At 63.1% G+C, this 18,408-nt stretch carries 14 protein-coding genes; all 14 read left to right on the top strand.

Translation table 11 applies throughout. The annotated features are described in order from the left end of the window. Positions 1–45 precede the first annotated feature (45 nt). On the top strand, positions 46–1,071 hold the full coding sequence (locus M5B98_RS01025; protein ID WP_248741472.1) for an alpha/beta fold hydrolase: 1,026 nt from the start codon (positions 46–48) through the stop codon (positions 1,069–1,071). 13 nt (positions 1,072–1,084) lie between these two features. Continuing rightward, on the top strand, positions 1,085–2,038 hold the full coding sequence (locus M5B98_RS01020; RefSeq protein ID WP_248741471.1) for a D-2-hydroxyacid dehydrogenase family protein: 954 nt from the start codon (positions 1,085–1,087) through the stop codon (positions 2,036–2,038). A 528-nt stretch (positions 2,039–2,566) separates the two neighbouring features. Next, positions 2,567–4,153 (top strand): glycogen synthase GlgA, encoded by a 1,587-nt coding sequence (gene glgA, locus M5B98_RS01015; RefSeq protein ID WP_248741470.1) that lies wholly within the window; start codon positions 2,567–2,569, stop codon positions 4,151–4,153. Positions 4,154–4,171: 18 nt separating this feature from the next. After that, positions 4,172–5,974: a malto-oligosyltrehalose trehalohydrolase gene (gene treZ, locus M5B98_RS01010; protein WP_248741469.1), complete on the top strand. Its 1,803-nt coding sequence runs from the start codon at positions 4,172–4,174 to the stop codon at positions 5,972–5,974. Then, positions 5,971–8,049 (top strand): 4-alpha-glucanotransferase, encoded by a 2,079-nt coding sequence (malQ, locus tag M5B98_RS01005; RefSeq protein WP_248741468.1) that lies wholly within the window; start codon positions 5,971–5,973, stop codon positions 8,047–8,049. The genes treZ and malQ overlap by 4 nt, the downstream gene beginning before the upstream one ends. Further along, positions 8,046–10,820, top strand: coding sequence for a malto-oligosyltrehalose synthase (locus tag M5B98_RS01000; RefSeq protein WP_248741467.1), 2,775 nt, complete (start codon positions 8,046–8,048; stop codon positions 10,818–10,820). The genes malQ and M5B98_RS01000 overlap by 4 nt, the downstream gene beginning before the upstream one ends. Before the next feature lie 29 nt (positions 10,821–10,849). After that, on the top strand, positions 10,850–11,170 hold the full coding sequence (locus tag M5B98_RS00995; RefSeq protein ID WP_248741466.1) for a DUF2934 domain-containing protein: 321 nt from the start codon (positions 10,850–10,852) through the stop codon (positions 11,168–11,170). A gap of 103 nt (positions 11,171–11,273) precedes the next feature. After that, a complete protein-coding gene (gene glgX / locus M5B98_RS00990) occupies positions 11,274–13,433 on the top strand; it encodes a glycogen debranching protein GlgX (protein WP_114882689.1) in 2,160 nt (719 codons plus the stop codon). Between the two features lies 1 nt (position 13,434). Next, complete coding sequence (locus M5B98_RS00985; protein ID WP_248741465.1) at positions 13,435–14,433, top strand: acyl-CoA dehydrogenase family protein; 999 nt, start codon at positions 13,435–13,437, stop codon at positions 14,431–14,433. Then, positions 14,430–15,188, top strand: coding sequence for a PIG-L deacetylase family protein (locus tag M5B98_RS00980; RefSeq protein WP_248742149.1), 759 nt, complete (start codon positions 14,430–14,432; stop codon positions 15,186–15,188). Before M5B98_RS00985 ends, M5B98_RS00980 begins: the two co-directional genes overlap by 4 nt. Continuing rightward, entirely contained in the window at positions 15,185–15,784 is a 600-nt protein-coding gene (locus M5B98_RS00975) for an SAM-dependent methyltransferase (RefSeq protein ID WP_248741464.1), read from the top strand. The genes M5B98_RS00980 and M5B98_RS00975 overlap by 4 nt, the downstream gene beginning before the upstream one ends. Next, positions 15,781–16,440, top strand: a complete 660-nt coding sequence (locus M5B98_RS00970) for a glycosyltransferase (RefSeq protein WP_248741463.1) — start codon at positions 15,781–15,783, stop codon at positions 16,438–16,440. The genes M5B98_RS00975 and M5B98_RS00970 overlap by 4 nt, the downstream gene beginning before the upstream one ends. A gap of 174 nt (positions 16,441–16,614) precedes the next feature. Further along, positions 16,615–17,376: a PIG-L deacetylase family protein gene (locus M5B98_RS00965; protein WP_085708214.1), complete on the top strand. Its 762-nt coding sequence runs from the start codon at positions 16,615–16,617 to the stop codon at positions 17,374–17,376. Positions 17,377–17,463: 87 nt separating this feature from the next. Next, the gene (locus M5B98_RS00960; protein WP_248741462.1) at positions 17,464–18,246 is read left to right on the top strand and encodes an endonuclease/exonuclease/phosphatase family protein; all 783 of its coding nucleotides are present in this window, start codon (positions 17,464–17,466) and stop codon (positions 18,244–18,246) included. Positions 18,247–18,408: the final 162 nt, after the last annotated feature.

Genomic DNA, 18,408 nt, shown 5'->3' with positions numbered 1-18,408 from the left:
AATCCGGCCGTTCCAGCATCGGCCGATTTCCTGTGGAGTTGTCCCATGTCTGTGTCGCTGACCCGCTGGCTGCCCGGCCTGCTGTTGACCGCTGCCCTGCCCCTGCTGGCTCACGCCGAAGGCCCGCAATACGGCCCGGAACTGCAGGGTTTCGATTATCCCTACACCCTCAAGCACTTTGCCTTTCAGTCCCAGGGCCAGTCTCTGCAGATGGGTTACATGGACGTCGCCGCTCACGGCAAGGCCAACGGACGCACCCTGGTACTGATGCACGGCAAGAATTTTTGCGGCGCGACCTGGGACAGTTCGATCCAGGCCCTGAGCGAGGCCGGTTACCGGGTGGTCGCCCCGGATCAGATCGGTTTCTGTACCTCCAGCAAACCCGATCATTACCAGTACACGTTCCAGCAACTGGCCGCTAACACCCAGCAATTGCTCAAGGCGCTGGGCATCCAGAAAGCCACCCTGCTCGGCCACTCCACCGGCGGCATGCTGGCCACCCGCTACGCCCTGCAATACCCGGATCAGGTCGAGCAACTGGCACTGGTCAACCCGATCGGCCTGGAAGACTGGAAAGCCCTCGGCGTACCGTATCGCAGCGTGGATCAGTGGTATCAGCGCGAACTGAAAGTCACCGCCCAGGGTATCCGCGACTATGAGCGCAGCACTTATTACGACGGTCGCTGGAAACCTGAATTCGACCGCTGGGTGGACATGCTCGCCGGCCTGAGCAATGGCCCGGGCAAGACTCAGGTCGCATGGAACTCGGCGCTGATCTACGACATGATCTTCACCCAGCCGGTGTACTACGAGTTCAAGGACCTGAAGATGCCGACTCTGCTGCTGATCGGTACGTCCGACACCACGGCCATCGGCAAGGACATTGCGCCGCCCGAGGTGAAAGCGAAAATCGGCCACTATGACGTGCTGGGCAAGCAGGTCGCCAAGCTGATTCCGCAGTCCACGCTGGTGGAATTCCCCGGCCTGGGCCATGCCCCGCAGATGGAAGAACCGGCGCAGTTCCACAAGGCGCTGCTCGGCTGGCTGAACAAAACCAATCCCGTTCGTTGAGGAGTCAAGGCTGATGGCGGTGCAGATTGCAGTGATCGATGACTGGCAGGACGTGGCGCGAGACGTGGTCGACTGGTCGGTGCTGGACAGTCTCGGCGAAGTGACCTTTGTCCATGAGTACCCGGCGGACAACGCCACACTGGCCGAACGACTGGGCCGGTTCGAGGTGATTTGCGTGATGCGCGAACGCACGCGCTTCGATGAAGACCTGCTCAAGCGTTTGCCGAACCTCAAATTGCTGGTCACCGGCGGCATGCGCAACGCGGCGCTGGACATGGCGGCCGCCGCCCGCCTCGAGATCAAGGTCTGCGGCACCGACAGCTACAAACATGCCGCACCGGAACTGACCTGGGCGCTGATCATGGCCGCCACCCGCAATCTGGTAACCGAAGCGAACGCCCTGCGCGCCGGTCAATGGCAGCAAGGCCTTGGCAGCGACCTGCATGGCAAGACCCTTGGCATTCTCGGGCTCGGCAGCATCGGCCAACGGGTCGCGCAATTCGGTCAGGTATTCGGTATGCGCGTCATTGCCTGGAGCGAAAACCTCACCGCCGAGCGCGCAGAACAGGCCGGCGTCACCTATGTCAGCAAGCAGCAATTGTTCGAACAGGCCGACGTGCTGTCGGTGCACCTGGTGCTCAGCGACCGCAGCCGTGGATTGGTCGATGCCCAGGCGCTGGACTGGATGAAACCCACCGCTCTGCTGGTCAACACGGCGCGCGGGCCGATTGTCGACGAAACGGCGCTGATCAAGGCTTTGCAGAAACAGCGCATTGGTGGTGCAGCGCTGGATGTGTTTGATGAAGAACCGCTGCCGGCGCTGCACCCGTTTCGCACGCTGGACAATGTGCTGGCCACACCTCATGTCGGGTATGTCAGCCGACAGAACTACGAACAATTCTTTTCGCAGATGATCGAGGACATTCAGGCCTGGTCGGCGGGAGAACCGATCCGCCTGCTGAATTGATCCATGTGTGCTTCGCGGGCAGCCCATGCCCGTGAAGCAGCACCCGCTGCCCGCCTGCCGACACAACTGTCCGCACCGCAACAGTGCATCCGCACGTTCCTTGCGCCCGAAAACGTGACCGACCGGTCACCGCTTTGCACCGTCCGCCCCTTCAAACATGCACTTCGTCGGTGCGATGCCCCGCTCAAAGCCACGGTTTCCGTGGCCCTGCAACACATTGTCGAACAATTCGTCCGATTGCCCTGGCCCGCTCTAGGATCTGGCCTAGACTGGTTTTCGCGAGGCGAAACCGACCGGTCACAACGCGGAAATTTTGTCGAAACTTTTGCTGATCGCGACGGGTCATCTGAAAGACAGGGCCAAAGCGACTGGTTCATTCCTTGCAACGGCCTCTTCACCCATTCTGCTTGCGCGTGTTGGGTAGCGTTTGCTCACCGATGCGTGGCGCGTTTGCGCCCGGCCACAGGATTTGGCCATGGACATCGCTTGTTCAAGACAAGAATCAGATCAACAAAACGGGAGATTCATATGATCAGTGCGGCATTGGATATTCAGGGAGAGCGCGCTCACCAGCCGGTCGGCGAGTCGAGCACCGCGAGCGTTCCCGGCAGCCGGTCGATCAACGTCCCGGGCACCAGGACGCTGGCACCGGTAGCCAGTCAGAATCCCAACAAGAAGAAAGTGTTGTTCGTGACCTCGGAAATTGCCGATCTGGTGAAGACCGGCGGTCTTGGTGACGTTTCTGCCGCCCTGCCCCGCGCGATGGCGCATCTGCATGATGTCCGGGTGCTGATCCCCGGTTACCCGCAAGTGATGAACAGCGAGAATCCGATTCATATCATCGGTGAACTGGGCGGCCACGCCGCGCTGCCTCCCTGCAAGATCGGGCGCATGGACATGCCTGACGGTCTGGTCATTTATGTGTTGATCTGCCCTGAACTCTACGCCCGCGACGGCGGCCCTTACGGTGCCAACAACGGTCGTGACTGGCCGGACAACCACATCCGTTTCGCCCGCCTGGGCCTGGCCGCCGCCGATATCGCCGCCAACCTCGCACAAATTCACTGGTGCCCGGATCTGGTGCACGCCCACGACTGGCCGGCCGGGCTGGCACCTGCCTACATGCACTGGCGCGGGCAGCGCACGCCGACCCTGTTCACCATTCACAACCTCGCCTATCAAGGCGTGACCAGCCTCGGTTCGTGCCCGGAACTCGGGATTCCCGCCCATGCCCTGCAACAGGAAGGCATGGAGTTCTACGGCAAGATGTCGTTCCTCAAGGCCGGCATGGCCTATTCGAGCCACATCACCACGGTCAGCGCCACCTACGCGCAGGAAATCACCACCCCGGATTTCGGCTGCGGTCTCGACGGTTTTCTCGCCGCCAAGACCCAGCAAGGCTTGCTCAGCGGCATTCCCAACGGCATCGACGAGAGCTGGGACGCCGCCACCGATCCGCACCTGTTCGCGCCGTTCGCCATCGGTGACTGGGAAGGCAAAGCGGTCAACGCCGCCCATGTGCGCGAGCTGTTTGGCCTGAAAGACTCCGAAGGTCCGCTGTTTGCCGTGGTGTCACGGCTGGTCTATCAAAAAGGCCTCGACCTGACCGAAGCGGTCTCCGAGTACATCGTGCAGAACGGCGGCCAGATCGCGATCATCGGACGTGGCGAACCCGAAGAAGAACAGGCCATGCGCGAACTGGCCCTGCGCTTCCCCGGCCAGATCGGCGTGCGCATCGGCTTCAATGAAACCGACGCCCGGCGGATGTTCGCCGGCAGCGATTTCCTGTTGATGCCGTCGCGTTACGAACCTTGCGGCTTGAGCCAGATGTACGCCCAGCGTTTCGGCTCGCTGCCGGTGGCGCGCAACACCGGCGGGCTGGCCGACACCATCGAAAACGGCGTCACCGGTTTCCTGTTCAACGAATCCACGGCCGACAGCTACCGCGAAGCCCTGAGCCGCGCCTTCAAGGTCTTTGCCTTTCCGGACCTGCTGCACGCCATGCGCTGCCGGGCGATGGCGGCACCGTTCAACTGGTGCCAGGCCGTCGAACCCTACGCCGAACTTTATGAACAACTGGTGGCCAAGGCGCTGGGTAAAACGCACCACAAATAACCAGGGAGGTTGTCAACAATGCCGTCACGGTCCCCTGAAACCTGGCCCCACGGCGCGATCATGCTGGATGCCGACCACACGCAATTCGCGTTGTGGGCGCCGGATGCGTTTTACGTCAGCGTCGAGCTGGACAATGGCCAGTCCCTGCCGATGCTGCCGCAGGGCGATGGCTGGTTCGTGATCAAAAGCCACTGCCCCGCCGGCCGTCGCTACCGCTATAACATCGACGGCGAACTGGAGGTGCCCGACCCGGCCTCCAGGGCGCAGGACGGCGACCTCGACCGCCACAGCGTGGTGGTCGATCCGCACGCCTATCACTGGCGGCACAGTACATGGCAAGGCCGGCCATGGAACGAAGCGGTGATCTACGAACTGCACGTCGGCGCCCTCGGCGGCTTTGCCGAAGTCGAACAACATCTGGCGCGACTGGCCGGGCTGGGCATCACCGCCATCGAACTGATGCCGATCGCGCAGTTTCCCGGCGCTCGCAACTGGGGTTACGACGGTGTGCTGCACTTCGCGCCGCAAGCTTCCTATGGCACGCCGGAACAGCTCAAACACCTGATCGACAGCGCCCACGGCTATGGGTTGGCGGTGATTCTCGACGTGGTCTACAACCACTTCGGCCCTGACGGCAACTATCTGCACCGTTATGCCAAGGGCTTTTTTCGCGAAGACAAACACACGCCCTGGGGCGCGGCCATTGATTTCCGCCGCCGCGAAGTGCGGGACTTCTTCGTCGAAAATGCGCTGATGTGGCTGCTGGAATACCGTTTCGACGGCCTGCGCCTGGACGCGGTGCATGCCATCGAAGACCCGGACTTCCTGCAAGAACTGGCGCAGCGCATCCGGCAGCAGATCGACCCGTCCCGGCATGTCTGGCTGACCGTGGAGAACGAGCACAATCAGGCCAGCCTGCTGGAAGACGCCTACGATGCCCAGTGGAACGACGACGGTCATAACGCGTTGCATGTGCTACTGACCGGCGAAACCGACGCCTATTACGCCGACTACGCCGAACATCCCACCGAACAACTGGCTCGGTGTCTGAGTCAGGGTTTTGTGTTTCAGGGTCACCTGACCCGCCACGGCACGCCCCGTGGCGAGCCGAGTGAACATCTGCCGTCCACCGCATTCGTGCTGTTCCTGCAGAACCACGACCAGATCGGCAACCGCGCCTTCGGCGAACGCCTGCATCAACTGGCCGATCCTCGCGCCCTGCAAGCCGCCACCGTGTTGTTGCTGTTGTCACCGATGATTCCGTTGATGTTCATGGGCGACGAGTTCGCCGCCGAGCAACCCTTTCTGTTTTTCACCAGCCACCACGGCGAACTCGCGAAGCTGGTGCGCGAAGGCCGGCGCAACGAGTTCGCCGCGTTCAGTGCGTTTGCCGATCCACAGCGCCGCGAGCAGATTCCCGATCCCAACGCCGAACAGACGTTCCACACCTCGCAACCGCGGCTGATCGGCAGCGGCACAGCGAAACAGCAGGCCACCCTGGCGCTGTATCGACAGCTGTTGCAACTTCGCCACCAACACATCATTCCGCACTTGCCCGGAACCCAGGCGCTCGGCGCTCAAGTGCTGGGGCCTGGCGCCGTCAGCGCGCGCTGGCGTCTGGGCAACGGCAGCGAGCTGCGAATCGACCTGAACCTCGGCGACAGCCCGGTGGTCAACCCACCACAGGCCGAATCGGTGTGGCTGCTGCGCCAGCCGCCCGCTGCCGACTTGACGGATGAAGGGCAACTGCCCCCGTATTGCGCGCTCGTCAGCCTCACGGCCGCAACCCCTTTGCCACCCCTGGATGGAGAGCGCCTATGAGCGATGCGCAACTGGAAATTCTCGCCAGCCGAGCCGGCCTCGCGGTCGACTGGATCGACGCCAATGGCCGTCAGCAAAAAGTCGCCCCGGCGGTGCTGCGCAATGTCCTCACCGGGCTCGGTCACCCGGCCGGCTCGGCCCAGGAAATCGACGCCAGCCTGCTGGAACTGCAACAAGTGCAACAGGACCGCCAATTGCCGCCGCTGCTGACCGCCGATGTCGGCGTAGGCCTGGACCTGGCGCGTTACTTCGAACCCGAAAGCCCCTGTGAAATTCATCTGGAGGACGGCACGCGGCTGTCGCTCAAACTCGATGCCGATGCGGTGCTGCCCGGCGAGATTCCGGTCGGTTATCAGCAAATCCACATCGCTGATCAACATTTCACCCTGGCCGTAGCCCCCGAGCGTTGCTACAGCGTGGGTGATGCCGTGGGCAGCCCGATCCCCCGCGCCTGGGGCCTGAGCGTGCAGCTTTACAGCCTGCGCCGCCCCGGCGACGGCGGTTTCGGCGACACCCAGGCTCTGGAAGAACTGGCCCGCAGCGCCGGCGAACGCGGGGCCGACGCTTTGGCGATCAGTCCACTGCACGCGATGTTCAGCGCCGACACCGGGCGCTACAGCCCTTATTCGCCGTCCAGCCGCCTGTTCCTCAATTCCTTGTATGCCGCGCCCGGGACGATTCTCGGCGAGCGCGCCCTGCGCGATGCCATCGACGCCGCAGGCCTCAACGATCAGTTCCAGCAACTGGAGAACCTGAAACTGATCGACTGGCCCAGCGCCGCCGACGCCAAGCAAAAACTCCTGCAAGCGCTGTACGAAGGTTTCATCCGTGGCGAGCATCCGTTGCAGGCGGATTTCTCCAGCTACCGCGATGCGGGTGGCGAAGCGCTGGAGAATCACTGCCGCTTCGAAGCCATCCAGGAAATGCGCGCCGCCCGTGGCGAAAACCTCGACTGGCGCGAATGGCCCGAACACTGGCACGACCCGCGTGGCGCGGCGCTCAGTGCATTTGCCGAGGAATATGCCGAACGCATTGGCTACTTCGCGTTTTGCCAATGGTTGATTCACCGCTGCCTGGAACGCGCGCAAAACGCCGCCCGCAGCGCAGGCATGGGCATCGGCCTGATCGCCGATCTCGCGGTAGGTGCCGACGGCGCCGGCAGCCAGGCCTGGAGTTTTCAGGATGAACTGTTGGCTTCGCTGACCGTCGGTGCACCACCGGACATCCTCAACCGCTCCGGCCAGGGCTGGGGCATCTCGGCGTTCTCCCCGGAAGGTCTGGTGCGCAATGGTTTTCGGGCGTTCATCGACATGCTGCGCGCCAACTTCGCCCACGCCGGCGGCCTGCGCATCGACCATGTCATGGGCCTGCAACGGCTGTGGGTGATTCCCAACGGCGCAGCCCCGGCAGATGGCGCGTACCTGTATTACCCGGTGGACGACCTGCTGCGTCTGCTGACCCTCGAATCCCACCGCCATCAAGCCATCGTGCTGGGCGAAGACCTCGGCACCGTGCCCGATGGCCTGCGGGAAAAACTGGTCGCCCGGGCCATGCTCGGCATGCGCGTGCTGTTGTTCGAACAGGACAACACCTGGTTCAAACCAATCCTCGACTGGCCGGACAACGCTTTGGCCACCACCAGCACCCACGATCTGCCGACGCTTAATGGCTGGTGGCATGGTCGGGATATTGACTGGAATGCGCGGCTCGGGCTGATCGACGCCAACGGCGAAATCGACTGGCGCCGCTATCGCGAGCGCGAACGCGACGGTTTGCGCAATGCCCTGAGCCAGGATCCGCAGAACTTTCGCGAGGAATCCCACGAGGCCGATCAGGTGGTCGACGCCAGTGTCCGCTTCCTTGGCCACACCCGCGCGCCGCTGGTGTTGCTGCCGCTGGAAGACGCGCTGGGCCTGGACGAACAGGCCAATTTGCCCGGCACCATCGACACTCATCCGAACTGGTCGCGGCGCCTACCGGGCACCAGTGACACCTTGCTCGATGGCATCGATGCCGCGCGACGTCTCGAACTGCTCGCCTGTGCCCGCCTTCAGGCCGCCGAGCGTGACCAATGAGTGCAGTGCAAAACCTGACCTTGCGCGCCACGGTGCGTCTGCAGTTTCACAAGGGTTTCACCCTCGATGAGGCGGTGCCGCTGGTGGCGTACTTTGCCCGGCTCGGCATCAGCCATGTTTATGCCTCACCGCTGCTCGCCGCCCGCGCCGGCTCCATGCACGGCTACGACGTGGTCGACCCGACCCGGGTCAACCCGGAGCTTGGCGGCGAACCGGCGCTGCGCCGGCTGGTCGCGGCCCTGCGCGAACACGGCATGGGGCTGATCCTCGACATCGTCTCCAACCATATGGCGGTCGGCGGCGGTGACAACCCGTGGTGGCTCGACCTGCTGGAATGGGGCCGGCTCAGTCCCTATGGCGAGTTCTTCGACATTCAATGGCACTCGCCGGACCCGTTGATGGAAGGCCAGTTGTTGCTGCCCTTTCTCGGCAGCGATTACGGCATTGCATTGCAGGACGGCACGCTGCCGCTGGTGTTCAACGCCGGGGCCGGCACCTTCCACGTCGAGCATTACGAGCATCACTTCCCGATCTGCCCCGGGGATTACGGCGAACTGCTGAAAGCCGACGAGCCAGTGAGCGAAGCACTCAAGTCGCTGGCCGATCGCTTCAGCAGCCTCAGCTACCAGACCGACGCCCGCTCGCTGGCCATCCCGCTCAAGGAAGAACTCCAGCAACTGGCCAGCGACCCGCAAATCCTGCAAGCCATTCAACACAACCTGACGCACTACGACTCGAAGACCGAAGACGGTTTCCAGCGCCTGCATCAACTGCTGGAACGGCAAAGCTATCGCCTGGCCAGTTGGCGCACGGCGGCGGACGACATCAACTGGCGGCGCTTCTTCGACATCAACGAACTCGGCGGCCTGCGGGTCGAGCGGCCAGCGGTGTTCGAAGCGACCCACGGCAAGATCTTCCAGTTGATCGAAGAAGGCCTGATCGACGGCTTGCGCATCGACCACATCGACGGCCTCGCCGACCCACGGGGTTACTGCCGCAAGCTGCGGCGGCGCCTCGACTTTCTGGCACCGGGGCGACACTTGCCGATCTACGTCGAGAAGATTCTCGGCGACGGCGAAACCCTGCGCACCGACTGGGCGGTGGATGGCAGCACCGGTTACGAGTTCATGAATCAGCTGTCGCTGCTGCAACACGACCCGGCCGGCGAGCATGTGCTCGGCGACTTGTGGCAGCGGCGCACCGAGCGCCCCGCCGCATTTATCGAAGAGGCACGACTGGCGCGTCAGCAGATTCTCAACGGTTCGCTGGCCAGTGATTGCGAAAGCGTTGCCCAGGCGCTGCTGCAAGTAGCGCGGGACGACCTGATGACCCGCGACCTCACGCTCGGTTCGATCCGCCGGGTGTTGCAGGCGTTGATCGTGCACTTCCCGGTGTATCGCACCTACATCAGTGCGATGGGCCGCTCGGCGCAGGACGAGGTGTTTTTCCAGCAGGCCATGGAAGGTGCGCGGCAGACACTGAGCGAAAGCGACTGGCCGGTGCTCGAGTCCGTGGCCGGCTGGCTCGGCGGCCAGCCGTGGCGGCGCAAACCCCGTGGGCGTTCGCGCAAGATCCTGCGCCACGCCTGCGTACGCTTTCAGCAACTCACCTCGCCCGCCGCCGCCAAAGCCGTGGAAGACACCGCGCTGTATCGCTCGGCGGTGTTGCTGTCGCGCAATGACGTGGGCTACAACACCGAACAGTTCAGCGCCCCGGTCAGCGACTTTCATGCGGCAAACCAGCAACGTCTGGCGACATTCCCCGACAACCTGCTGGCCACCGCCACCCACGACCACAAGCGCGGCGAAGACACCCGTGCGCGGCTGGCCGTGCTCAGCGAGCGCAGCCACTGGTACGCCGAACAGGTCGAGCTGTGGCGTGCCCTCGCCCGGCCACTGCGTAATGACGACCAGATGCCGTCGTCCGCTGACGAATTGATCCTCTATCAAGCGTTGCTCGGCAGTTGGCCGCTGGAGTTGCACAACGACGATCGGGATGGATTCGCCGACTACGCCAGACGCATCTGGCAATGGCAGCAGAAAGCCCTGCGCGAAGCCAAGCTGCAAAGCAGCTGGAGTGCGCCGAACGAGACCTACGAAAACGCCGCGCAATCATTCACCGAGCAACTGTTGCTGGCGCCTGAAGGTGAACTGCTGCGCGGGGCGCTGGCCAAGAGCGTTAACAGCATCGCCGCTGCCGGCGCCCTCAACAGTCTGGCGCAAACCTTGCTGCACATGACGGTGCCGGGGGTGCCGGATCTGTATCAGGGCAACGAGTACTGGGATTTCAGCCTGGTGGATCCGGACAACCGCCGGCCGGTGGACTACGACTTGCGAGAGCAATCCGTGAAACCCGCGCCCGTAGCGGAACTGCTGTCGAACTGGCGCGACGGGCGCATCAAGCAAGCGTTGATCACGCAGGTACTGAACCTGCGCGCCGAGCACACCGAGCTGTTCCGCCGTGGTTCGTACCAGGCCCTGGAGGTGCTGGGCAGCCAGGCGCACAACGTACTTGCGTTTGCCCGCGAGCACGAGGGGAAACGGGCCATCGTCATCGTGCCGATCCGTTGCGCGACCTTGCTGGAAAACGGTGCCGTCCCGCAGGTCGATGCGCTGCGTTGGGGCGATACACGGGTGGAATTACCGTTCGCCGCCTCCGACGAAAATCTGAAGGGACTTTTTTCAAGCACCGCAGTCACAAAAAACAGGGAGCTGGAGGTCAGCGCTGCGCTGGGGGACTTCCCGGTCAATCTGTTTATCCAACACTTCTAGAAGCATGAGTTCAGTTCAGGAGCATTGCGATGAGTACCGACGATAAACGCATCCGCGAATTCGCCTATCAGATCTGGGAATCGGAAGGTAAGCCTGAAGGTCAGGAAAGCCGCCACTGGGAGATGGCGCGCAAACTGGCCGAGGCCGAAGCACTGGCTCCGAAGAAATCGCCGAAGGCTACTGCTGGCAAAACGGCGAGCCCCAAAGCCTCTGCCCCCAAGGCAACAGCAGCCAAGCCCAAAGCCACGACGGCAAAAGCCAAGCCTGCCAGCGCCGCCAAAGTGATTCCCCCGGGCGAAAAAGCCGCCGAGAAAAAGCCCCGCGCACCGCGCAAGCCCCCGGCCATCTGAGGCTTTTCCAACCGTTGAACTGAATGGCCGTGTGGCGGGTTCGCTCGCCACAGCGGGCTCACTCGCCCTTTGAAAATGCCCACCCCGATTTGCAGGAGCAATCATGACCCGTCCAAAGAAAGCCGAGCCCGCCGCACACGCCGAACCCACGCGAATCCGCGAGGGTCTGCCCTTCCCGCTCGGTGCCACCTGGGATGGGCTGGGGGTGAACTTCGCGCTGTTTTCCGCCAACGCCACCCGCGTCGAGCTGTGCATTTTCGATGATGCCGGCGAAGTCGAACTCGAACGAATCGAACTGCCGGAATACACCGACGAGATTTTCCACGGCTATTTGCCCGACGCCCATCCGGGGCTGATTTATGGCTACCGGGTCTACGGTCCCTACGATCCGGCCAACGGCCATCGCTTCAACCACAACAAGTTGCTGATCGACCCCTACGCCAAGCAACTGGTCGGCCAGTTGAAATGGTCCGAAGCACTGTTCGGCTACACCATCGGCCACCCGGATGCCGACCTCAGTTTCGACGAGCGCGACAGCGCGCCGTTCGTGCCCAAATGCAAGGTCATCGACCCGGCGCATACCTGGGGCAACGACCACCGCGTCAGCGTGCCGTGGGACAAGACCATCATTTACGAGACCCATGTGCGCGGCATCAGCATGCGTCACCCCGCCGTGCCGGATAACGTGCGCGGCACGTTTGCCGGGCTGATGGTCGACGATGTGCTGGAACACATCCGCAAGCTTGGCGTGTCGACCGTTGAGCTGCTGCCCATTCACGCTTTCGTCAATGACCAGCACCTGCTGCACAAGGGCATGACCAATTACTGGGGCTACAACAGCATCGCCTTCTTCGCCCCGGACCCGCGTTACCTGGCCAGCGGCAAGATCGCCGAGTTCAAGGAGATGGTCGCGCACCTGCACGAAGCCAATCTCGAAGTGATCCTCGACGTGGTCTACAACCACACCGCCGAGGGCAACGAACAGGGCCCGACCCTGTCGATGCGCGGGATCGACAACGCCTCGTACTACCGGTTGATGCCGGACGACAAGCGCTTCTACATCAACGATTCCGGCACCGGTAACACCCTCGATCTGAGTCACCCGTGCGTGTTGCAGATGGTCACCGATTCGTTGCGCTACTGGGCCAGCGAAATGCACGTCGACGGTTTCCGCTTCGATCTGGCGACCATCCTCGGGCGCTATCACGACGGTTTCGACGAACGCCACAGCTTCCTCGTCGCCTGCCGTCAGGACCCGGTACTGCGTCAGGTGAAACTGATCGCGGAGCCATGGGACTGCGGGCCCGGTGGTTATCAGGTCGGTAACTTCCCGCCGGGCTGGGTCGAATGGAACGACAAATTCCGCGACACCGTGCGCGCGTTCTGGAAAGGCGACGACGGCCAGCTCGCCGATTTCGCCAGCCGCATGACCGCTTCCGGCGAGATGTTCAACCAGCGTGGCCGCCGGCCTTATTCGTCGGTGAATTTCGTCACCGCCCACGATGGTTTCACCCTTAACGATCTGGTGTCCTACAACGACAAGCACAACGAGGCCAACGACGAAAACAATCAGGACGGCAGCAACAACAACCTGTCCTGGAACCACGGCGTCGAAGGGCCCACCGACGATCCCGAAATCAACGCGCTGCGTCATCGGCAGATGCGCAATTTCTTTGCCACCCTGCTGCTGGCCCAAGGCACGCCGATGCTGGTGGCCGGTGACGAATTCGCCCGCACCCAGGACGGCAACAACAACGCCTACTGCCAGGACAGCGAGATCGGCTGGGTCAATTGGGACCTGAGCGAGGACGGCAAGGCGCTGCTGAAATTCGTCAAACGCCTGATCAAGCTGCGGCTGACCTACCCGATCCTGCGTCGCGGACGGTTTCTGGTGGGCGAATACAACGAAGACATCGGGGTCAAGGACGTGACCTGGCTGGCACCGGACGCCACGGAGATGACCACCGAGCACTGGCACGATGCGCACAACCGTTGCCTGGGCATGTTGCTCGATGGCCGCGCCCAGGAAACCGGCATCCGCCGCAAGGGCGCCGACGCGACGTTGCTGCTGGTGGTCAACGCCCACCACGACATCGTCAACTTCACGTTGCCGGAAGTGCCTGAAGGCAGTTTCTGGACCTGCATGGTCGACACCAATCAACCGTCGATCCGGGGTCAGGAACGCTTCGATTTCGGCCATCAATACTCGGTAACCGGACGCTCGCTGTTGTTGTTCGAACTGCAACGCGACGAGGAAGACTGAGATGGATCTTTACGACTACTTCTCGCGTCACACGCCGGACTACCGGGATAGCGCAGCGCTGGGGCGGTGCCTGCGGGAAATGGTCGAGGCCGGACTGGACCGACTGCCGTTGCCCGGCAGCGGTCGCACGCTGGAGCGCTGGCAACGACTGTCCGAAGTCGGCGGCCATGATCTGGGTTTGTGCAAACTCTACGAAGGTCATACCGATGCCTTGGCGATCATCGAGCAGCTCGGCGGCACACCGACACCCGACAGTACGTGGGGCATGTGGGCGGCCGAACCACCGCAGGCGCGGGTCCGGGTCAGCCGTTCGGGGCAACTGGTGCGATTGAACGGGCGCAAGGCCTGGTGCTCCGGGGCGGCGGTGCTCAGTCATGCCCTGCTCACGGCGTGGGATGAGGAGGACCGCCAGCAACTGGTGGCCGTGGCGCTCGATCAACCGGGGGTGAGCGTGACCGATCAGGGCTGGCAAGCCGTCGGCATGGCCACCACCGGCAGCGTCGAGGTGCTGTTCGACGATGTGGAGGCCCAGGCGATCGGCGACCCCGGCGACTACCTGCAGCGTCCGGGTTTCTGGCACGGCGGGATCGGGATCGCCGCGTGCTGGTACGGCGCCGCGAAAGAGCTCGCCGAGCGCTTGCGCCAACAGTGTGCGCGACGTGAAGATCCGCACGCGCTGGCCAGTCTCGGCGCCGTCGACAGCGCCTTGCACGCCGCTTCTCAAGTGCTGCGTGTCAGCGCTCTGGACATCGACAGCGATCCCGGAGCCGACGCAGAACTGCTGGCCCGCCGCGTCCGCGCCGTGGTCGAAGATGCCGCCGAGCAGGTCATACGCGAGACCGGACGGGCACTCGGGGCCGGGCCGTTCTGCAAGGATCCGCACTTTGCCCGTCTGGCGGCCGACCTGCCGGTTTACCTGCGCCAGAGCCACGCCGAACGGGATCTGGCGGCTCTTGGCCAACTGATTGCGCAACAACCACGCGGATGCTGGGCATTATGAAACGCAACCCGATCATCGGCGAGGGAACCTCCCTGCATGAATGGCAGGGTTCACGTCATCTGACGGCGTTGGACTGCATCGACATCCTCGACCTGGTGCCGCCGGGATCGAGGGCAGTGGTGATTGCCCCACACCCGGACGACGAGGTACTGGGATGCGGCGGACTGCTGCAGCTGCTCGCTGCCGCGGGGCGCACACTTCAACTGATTTCGGTCACGGATGGCAGCGCCAGTCATCCCGGCTCGGATCGCTGGCCGGTTGAGCGCCTGAGCGTGGTGCGCCCGCAGGAATCCGCTGAAGCCCTGCGCCGCCTCGGCCTGCCCATGCATAAGTTGCAATGGTTGCGTGGTGGCTTCCCCGACACGCAAGTCGCCGCGCGCGAGTCGATGCTGTGCGAATACCTGATCCACTACCTGCAACCCGACGACGTGATCTTCACCACCTGGCGCGAGGACGGCCACAGCGACCACGAAGCCGTCGGCCGCGCCAGCATCAAAGCGGCGCAACACGTGGGTGCGATTTGCCACGAGCTGCCGGTCTGGACCTGGCACTGGGCAACCCCGGAAGACGCCATCGTGCCCTGGGAACGGGCGCGCAAAATCCTGCTCAGCCCGGCGCAGGTCGCGCGCAAGCGTCACGCGGTGCATGCGTTTGCCAGTCAACTGGAGGGCGATCCCGACGCGGGCCTGCCACCGGTGCTCGCGCCCTATGTCATCGATCGACTGCTGCAACCGTTCGAGGTGGTCTTCCTGTGAGTGTCGAGAATCGCTACTTCGAAGGCCTGTTCGCGGGCAATAACGACCCTTGGGGATTCCGCCAGCGCTGGTACGAGCAGCGCAAACGCCTCGTGACCCTGGCGGCACTGCCCCGCCCGCACTACCGGGCAATCTTTGAACCGGGATGCGCCAACGGTGAACTGAGTGCGGCACTGGCTGAACGCTGCGATCGACTGGTGTGCTGCGAAACGTCGACCGCTGCGGTCAATCTGGCGCGTACCCGACTGAGCCTGTTCGACCACACCGAGGTGCGTCACGGTCGTCTGCCTGGCGACTGGCCTGAGGAAAAATTCGACCTGATCGTCTTCAGCGAAATCGGCTACTACCTCGATCGACAGGATCTGACAGAGGTCATCCGCCGCATCAGCGATTCACTGACGGCAGACGGGCAATTGCTCGCCTGTCACTGGCGACCGCCTATCGAAGGCTGCCCGCTCAATGCTCGCCAGGTCCACGACCTGATCCATGAGCACTTGAATCTGCCGCGACTCGTCCTGCATCAGGAAGCGGATTTTCTGCTCGAAGTCTGGAGTCGCGAGCCCCGCTCGGTGGCCGCACTGGAGGGTTTGCGATGATTGGCATCCTGATTCCTGCCCACAACGAAGAAGACTGGCTCGATGACTGCCTCTGCGCCGCCCTGCGCGCGGGTGACCATCCTTTGCTGGCGGGTGAACCGGTGGAAATCCTGGTGGTGCTCGACAGTTGCACCGATCGTTCGGCGCACATCGTCAGCCAGTACCCGGTGCTGGTGCTGAGCATCGACGCGCGCAATGTCGGGCAGGCTCGCGCCCTCGGTGCGCAGCAATTGCTTGAACGCGGTGCGCGCTGGATTTCCTGCTCGGACGCCGACAGCCGGGTCGCCGAAGACTGGCTGGTAGCACAACTGGGGCTGGGCATGGATGCCGTGTGCGGCACGGTGACGGTCGAACGTTGGCATGAATCGTTCGATGAAGCGGCGCAGATTCGCTATCACCGTGATTACCAGGCCTGCGAGGGTCACCGGCACATCCATGGCGCCAATCTGGGTGTCAGTGCGCAGGCCTACGTCCGCGCTGGCGGCTTCGAGCCGTTGCCCTGTGATGAGGATGTGCAACTGGTTCGGCAACTGGAGCGTTGCGGCGCCAGCATCGCCTGGAGCCATCGCCCGCAGGTCATTACCAGCGCACGCCTGGACAGTCGCGCGCGCGGTGGCTTTGGCGACTATCTGCGACACTTGGCACAGACTGAATAAAAAAAAGCGGAGCAGATTGATCTGCGACGCGACGAACCGTCCTTCTTGAGCAATACTCTGCATCGCGGCAATCCAGGGTTCGGAGCGCTGCCGGGTAATCAACCAGTCTTCAGGGGTCGTACATGCGTGGTCGTGTGCGACTGAAGGCCAGACACAACAAGGACGTCCTGCCTCATGAAACCGTTATCTCTCAACGAAAGCGGCCTGCCGGCGCAAATATGGAACAGCGCCGCGCAACTCGACAATATTCCGGTCATCAACACCCACAGCCTCGTGCCGCCCGGTGCCCGTGCGGTGGTCATTGCGCCACACCCCGGCGATGAAGTGGTGACCTGCGGCGGCCTGCTGCAACTGCTGTCGGCCCTCGGCCATCCCCTGCAACTGCTCTCGATCACCGATGGCAGCGCCAGTCACCCCGGCTCGCGCCAGTGGTCAGAAAAACGCCTGAGCGTTTTCCGGCCCCAGGAAAGCGTCGAGGCCCTGCGCCGTCTGGGCCTGCCGATGCACAGCCTGAAATGGGTGCGCGGCGGTTTCACCGACAATGCCCTGCTCGATCAGGAAACCCAACTGACGGAATTCATTTCCCGCTACCTGCGCCCCGGTGACGTGGTGTTCAGCACCTGGTGCGAGGACGGCAGCGCCGATCATGAAGTGGTCGGCCGGGCCAGCGCCAAAGCCGCCCGACAGGCCGGCGCCACGTACCACGATGTGCCGGTCTGGGCCTGGCACTGGCCGGAACGTGATCAGGCACAGATCCCGTGGCACCGCGCCCGCAAGCTGCGCCTCGACACCTGGACCGTCGCACGCAAGAGCCACGCCACCCACGCCTATGCCAGTCAGTTGAACGGCGAGCCGGCCATCGGCATTGCACCGCTGTTGCCCAAGGCTATTCTGGAGCGCATGCGTCTGCCTTATGAAATTGTCTTCGTCGACTGATGGGCGGGCGCGGGCAGTCACTCAATGTGAACTGCCCGCACCCGGATCAGTCGCAAGAAGAGGCAGTCATGATTCATAGGAGCGACCGTGTCCAGCGATCCCAAGCGTCATGCCATCGACGTGTCCGCCATTCATCGCCTGCGGGTGTTGACGGTCAATACACACAAGGGTTTCACCGCACTCAATCGGCGTTTCATCCTCCCGGAGCTGCGTGAAGCGGTACGCAGCACCAGCGCCGATCTGGTGTTTCTTCAGGAGGTGGTGGGCGAACACGAACGGCATTCAAACCGCTACAACGAGTGGCCGCAAACCTCGCAATACGAATTTCTCGCCGACAGCATGTGGAGCGATTTCGCTTACGGGCGCAACGCCGTCTACCCCGACGGCCACCACGGCAATGCACTGCTGTCGAAGTACCCGATCCGCGAATACCGCAACCTCGATGTCTCGATCACCGGCCCCGAACGGCGGGGCCTTCTGCACTGTGTACTGGACGTACCGGGACATGCCGAGGTGCACGCGATCTGCGTGCACCTGAGCCTGCTGGAAAGCCACCGGCAATTGCAGCTGCAGCTGCTCTGCCAGTTGCTTGAATCCCTGCCGGATGATGCACCGGTGATCATCGCCGGCGACTTCAATGACTGGCAGATGCAAGGCAACCTCGCCCTCGCCCGCCGCGACTACCTTCACGAAGCGTTCGAGCGCCATCACGGTCGGCCGGCCAAGACCTACCCGGCGCGCTTTCCGCTGCTGCGGCTGGACCGGGTCTACCTGCGCAATGCCAGCAGTCATGACCCGCAGATTCTTGGCAGCAAGCCATGGACGCATTTGTCGGATCATCTGCCGCTGGCGGTCGAGGTGCATTTGTAGTTCGAACGCGCAGCGAGTATTTACGCCAGTGCCGGTTACAGTAGCAATATTGACAGTAATGACCTGCGTGGCCTGACAGGAAACAGAGGCAATCGCATCAGTTGGCAAGCCGATAGCAGACTAAGCAAACGCTCTGTCTCGCGGTTCAAGGCGTGTTTCTCC

Origin of the sequence: Pseudomonas sp. MWU12-3088, assembly GCF_023242405.1 — a bacterium.
GTDB classification, from domain to species: Bacteria; Pseudomonadota; Gammaproteobacteria; order Pseudomonadales; family Pseudomonadaceae; genus Aquipseudomonas; species Aquipseudomonas kribbensis.
The sequence above is the reverse complement of the archived record's forward strand: the minus strand, read 5'-3'. Positions and strand labels throughout refer to the sequence as shown.

Excerpts from the sequence above, each read along its gene's own strand:
- M5B98_RS00995 (WP_248741466.1), top strand. The coding sequence starts at position 10,850 with ATGAGTACCGACGATAAACGCATCCGCGAATTCGCCTATCAGATCTGG.
- malQ (WP_248741468.1), top strand. The coding sequence starts at position 5,971 with ATGAGCGATGCGCAACTGGAAATTCTCGCCAGCCGAGCCGGCCTCGCG.
- M5B98_RS00970 (WP_248741463.1), top strand. The coding sequence starts at position 15,781 with ATGATTGGCATCCTGATTCCTGCCCACAACGAAGAAGACTGGCTCGAT.
- M5B98_RS01025 (WP_248741472.1), top strand. The coding sequence starts at position 46 with ATGTCTGTGTCGCTGACCCGCTGGCTGCCCGGCCTGCTGTTGACCGCT.
- treZ (WP_248741469.1), top strand. The coding sequence starts at position 4,172 with ATGCCGTCACGGTCCCCTGAAACCTGGCCCCACGGCGCGATCATGCTG.
- M5B98_RS00985 (WP_248741465.1), top strand. The coding sequence starts at position 13,435 with ATGGATCTTTACGACTACTTCTCGCGTCACACGCCGGACTACCGGGAT.
- M5B98_RS00980 (WP_248742149.1), top strand. The coding sequence starts at position 14,430 with ATGAAACGCAACCCGATCATCGGCGAGGGAACCTCCCTGCATGAATGG.
- glgX (WP_114882689.1), top strand. The coding sequence starts at position 11,274 with ATGACCCGTCCAAAGAAAGCCGAGCCCGCCGCACACGCCGAACCCACG.
- M5B98_RS00965 (WP_085708214.1), top strand. The coding sequence starts at position 16,615 with ATGAAACCGTTATCTCTCAACGAAAGCGGCCTGCCGGCGCAAATATGG.
- M5B98_RS01000 (WP_248741467.1), top strand. The coding sequence starts at position 8,046 with ATGAGTGCAGTGCAAAACCTGACCTTGCGCGCCACGGTGCGTCTGCAG.
- M5B98_RS01020 (WP_248741471.1), top strand. The coding sequence starts at position 1,085 with ATGGCGGTGCAGATTGCAGTGATCGATGACTGGCAGGACGTGGCGCGA.
- glgA (WP_248741470.1), top strand. The coding sequence starts at position 2,567 with ATGATCAGTGCGGCATTGGATATTCAGGGAGAGCGCGCTCACCAGCCG.